Here is a 3,979-nt window from a genome sequence, read left to right on the forward strand (position 1 = left end):
GGGCAATGGAGTCGGGCGGTGACCTTCGAGCAATGCGGTCATAGGCGCAGCTATCGATGTCATCTGGAGGCGCTGGATCACTTCCTTGCTCTCCCCGTCCTCGGCGGCATCCAGCACGACTATCGCCTGGCGGCCTGAGACCGCTCTTCGTGTGGGTCCGCGTGAGATCGACACGGGGCACAAGCGCCCGGTCTCTTCGCTCCTGATACTCAGCGCTCTCATCGTTAGTACGAATGAGACGGGAGGATCGCTCAACTGCTGCATCGCGACCTGTCCGCGCTGACTTCGTCGGCCCCAAGCCCTCCGTCCCCACCCCGAATGAGGTTTTCGCGGAGCACGGGGGCTTCCGCGGAGGACGACAGGGTTCTCGATCACGAAAAACGAACTTGATGTGTTTGATTTTCATGGTATGTTGAGGCCATGGTGGATCGCCCTCAATTACTGGCCGACATCCGCGCGGCGCTCAAGCGCAGTCGAGTTGTGGCCCTGATCGGACCCCGGCAGTCCGGCAAGACCACCATCGCGAGGCAGATCGTGCCCCCGGAATCCCCGTGCTACTTCGACTTGGAAGACCCGACGAGCCTCGCCCGACTCACCGAACCGATGACGGCGCTCTCCCCCCTGCGAGGGATGGTGGTCATCGACGAGGTTCAGCGGCGTCCCAATCTCTTTCCCATCCTGCGCGTGCTGGCAGACCGGAGGCCGCTGCGGGCACGATTCCTGATCCTGGGCAGTGCTTCGCCAGGACTACTGCGCCAGTCCTCGGAGTCCCTCGCCGGGCGGATCGAGACGATCACCATGATGGGCTTCGGACTGTCTGAGCTGGGAAAGGAGGCCGCGACGAGGCATTGGCGGAGAGGGGGCTTTCCTCTGTCGTACCTCGCACGCTCCGAGGCGGAAAGCCTCCGATGGCGGAGCCAATTCACTCGAACGTTTCTGGAGCGCGACCTCCCACAACTGGGCATCGGTGTTCCCGCCACGACGATGCTGCGCTTCTGGACGATGCTCGCCCACTACCAAGGAGGCATCTGGAACGCAGCAGAGCCCGCCCGATCCCTAGGCCTGAGCCAGCCCACAGTCCGGCGCTATCTCGATTTGCTAACCGATCTCTTCATCGTCCGCCAGCTTGCACCCTGGCACGAGAATCTCAAGAAGCGGCAGGTCAAATCGCCGAAGGTCTACATCCGCGACAGCGGCCTGTTGCATCAGTTGCTGGGGATTGCCACTGATAAGGACCTGTCGTCCCATCCCAAGAGCGGTTCCTCGTGGGAGGGGTACGCGATCGAGGAGGTTCTGAGGGTTGCGAGACCGAGCGAGGCGCACTTCTGGGCTACGCACACGGGCGCCGAGCTGGATCTGTTGCTCACGCTGCAAGGTCGACGGATAGGTGTCGAGGTGAAGCGGCAAGATGCTCCGCGGCTGACTCCCTCAATGCGCATTGCTCTCGACGACCTGAGGTTGGACCAACTCACGGTTCTCTACCCGGGGAGTACGGTATACGACCTCGCCGACCGGGTGCGTGTCGCGCCGCTGGCCTCGCTGGCCGATGGCGATCCGTCGATACTCCTCCCGCGCGGACGAAGGAGGGGTCGACGTGCTCCGAGGGCAGAGAGCAGTTCGTAGATCGTCTCGTTCAGGGAGCCGGAGAAGAAGCGTACGATCTCTGTCCTTCAGTCCCAACGGTCCCTCGCCCTCGAAAACCTCGCCCTGCCTCACCAACTCGATGTTCTTCAACGACCGTCATCCGCTGGCATCGAGAAGGGTTCCGTCTCCATTGGAGGGGGAAGAGCCGAGGTGGTGAGTCGGGCAGACCCAAGGTCACTCGCGAGATCCGGGATCTTATCCGGCAGCTGTCGCGGGCCTATCCGCTCTGGGGAGCCCCGCGCATCCACGGCGAACTTCTGACGCTCGGGATCGATGTCGGACAGGCGACGGGCTCGAAATACATGGCGCGTCACCGGAAACCTCGTGACCGCGAACTCGACTGCCAGGTGGACGGGGCGGCAGATGATCGAGGCGTTCCCGTGGGACACGGCACCGAAGTACCAGCTCCGGGACCGAGACGGAATCTACGGAACGCCGTTCGTCCCGCGGGTGAAGGGGATGGGAATCGACGAGGTGCCGATCTCGCCCCGATCGCCTTGGCAGAATCCGTATGTGGAGCGGGTGATCGGATCGGTCCGGAGGGAGTGCCTGGATCACGTGATCATCTTCAGTGACAGACAGCTTCGACGCGTGCTCAGGGAGTGCTTCAGCTACTACCACGGTTCCCGAACGCATCTCGGGTTGGAGAAGGATTGCCCGGTGCAGAGAGAGAAGGAGCCACCCCGTGGCGGGCCCGTTCGGAGCAGACCGATGGTGGGTGGCCTGCATCATCGGTACTTCCGTCAGGCTGCATGAAGTCGGCGCTCGCCCTGACCGTCCTTTCTCTTCGGCCCGAGCCGGGGGGGCCGAACGTGGGCCACGCCCCCTCTGGCCATCCCCGCCACCAAGGCGTAGCATCACTGGCAGCGTAACCAAGGGCAGTCTCGAACGCCCGGCAAGCCATCGACAACCGGATGGGGCTTTCAGAAGGGACAGGGCTGACTGGGTCCTGGGAGTGGAGCCTATGCAAGAAGCAACTTGTTGCCCGTTATGCGAATCCGAGCAGATTGAAAGGATCGCCCGGCATCGGTTCACATTTCCGGGTAACAACGTCTGCGAGCATCTCGCGGATGCGACGTACGAACGGCTGTGGATCTTGTTTGACCGGATCTTGAAGAACCGCGAGCCGGTCTTCTTCCGTTCCATGATTTGCAACCAATGCGGATTGATCTTCACCGACCCGCGGTTTTCCGAAGCCGATCTCAGGATCAAGTATGACGCCATCCAGGAGCTCGGTTCGGTGAAGTACCGGACCCGGCTGAATCCGCCGTCGAAACTGGACGCCCGGGCCCGTCGGATCCACCGCCTGGTTAGTCCCCACATCAAGCCGGGGTCCGCCAAGACCAGAGTCCTGGACTATGGAGGCGCGTCGGGCTACAATCTGACTCCGTTTGTACCGAGCTGCGACTGTGGCGTTCTGGACTTCGAACAATGGGACTTGCCACCCGGCATCCGGTACTTGGGGAAGGACACCGCCGACTTGCGGAACGGCGAGATCTTCGACGTGATTCTTCTCTTGCACACCCTCGAGCACGTGGTCCGGCCCAGAGCCCTGATCACGGATCTGAGCAGGGCACTCGCCCCCGATGGGATCCTCTACGTCGAGGTGCCGCTGGAGTGTTTCCGGGAATGGAGGCGCATTGTCGAGCCTCTGACCCATGTGAACTTCTTCTCCGAGGAAAGCCTCTGCAATTGCCTCGAGTCCTGCGGGCTATCGACGCTCCACTTGTCGAGCGCCTACCAGTGGGTCACCCACGGAAAGATGTGGTGCGTCAACATCGTTGGCGGCAAGAACCCGCCCGCCGGCCTGCGGCCTCCGCGGCCCCTCTCAACGAGGACGCAAATGCGGAAGCGAAGCTATTATCGGGCGTTCCTGAACTCCCGAACTCTCCGGAGGGTGTTGCGGAGAACCCTGGGCCTCTGATCTGCGCACAGACGAAGTAGGCGTAAGGTAAAACAATTCGGACGAGGGTCGACCGCGGCGGGGGACGGGAGTTCGGGAGCTCTGCGGGGGCGGTTTTCAGTCGAGAGGTCGGCTGTTCAGGTCCGCGTGCAGGGGTGATGGTTGTCCCTTCTGAAAACCCCGTCCTTCTTGCCTGGCTTGCTATTGGGCAGAGCTCCGCGGTAGCTTCCCGGCCATGCTTCTTACCGAGCTTCGCACCCTGATCTCCGCCCTGCAGTCTCAGCGTGCACTGGCTGTCGAAAACCCCGCCCTGCGTCACCAACTCGATGTTCTTCAACGACCGTCATCCGCTGGCATCGAGAAGGGTTCCGTCTCTAAATGAGCGCCGACGCATTCTCCATCACAATGTGACCGCGAACCCGACTGCCCGGT

Annotated in this window: 2 protein-coding genes and 1 pseudogene; all 3 read left to right on the plus strand. The window is 62.3% G+C overall.

Annotated features, from left to right (window positions below; all coding sequences use genetic code 11):
• Nucleotides 1-420: 420 nt before the first annotated feature.
• The 3 genes and pseudogenes from FJY88_12475 to FJY88_12485 all read left to right on the plus strand — a co-directional run bounded on the left by FJY88_12475 (nucleotide 421) and on the right by FJY88_12485 (nucleotide 3,568).
• The gene (locus FJY88_12475; protein MBM3288151.1) at nucleotides 421-1,623 is read left to right on the plus strand and encodes an ATP-binding protein; all 1,203 of its coding nucleotides are present in this window, start codon (nucleotides 421-423) and stop codon (nucleotides 1,621-1,623) included.
• A 36-nt stretch (nucleotides 1,624-1,659) separates the two neighbouring features.
• Nucleotides 1,660-2,400: pseudogene (locus tag FJY88_12480) on the plus strand (transposase).
• Between the two features lie 208 nt (nucleotides 2,401-2,608).
• Nucleotides 2,609-3,568 (plus strand): class I SAM-dependent methyltransferase, encoded by a 960-nt coding sequence (locus FJY88_12485; GenBank protein MBM3288152.1) that lies wholly within the window; start codon nucleotides 2,609-2,611, stop codon nucleotides 3,566-3,568.
• Nucleotides 3,569-3,979: the final 411 nt, after the last annotated feature.

The organism is Candidatus Eisenbacteria bacterium (assembly GCA_016867495.1).
In the GTDB taxonomy this organism is placed as follows: domain Bacteria; phylum Eisenbacteria; class RBG-16-71-46; order CAIMUX01; family VGJL01; genus VGJL01.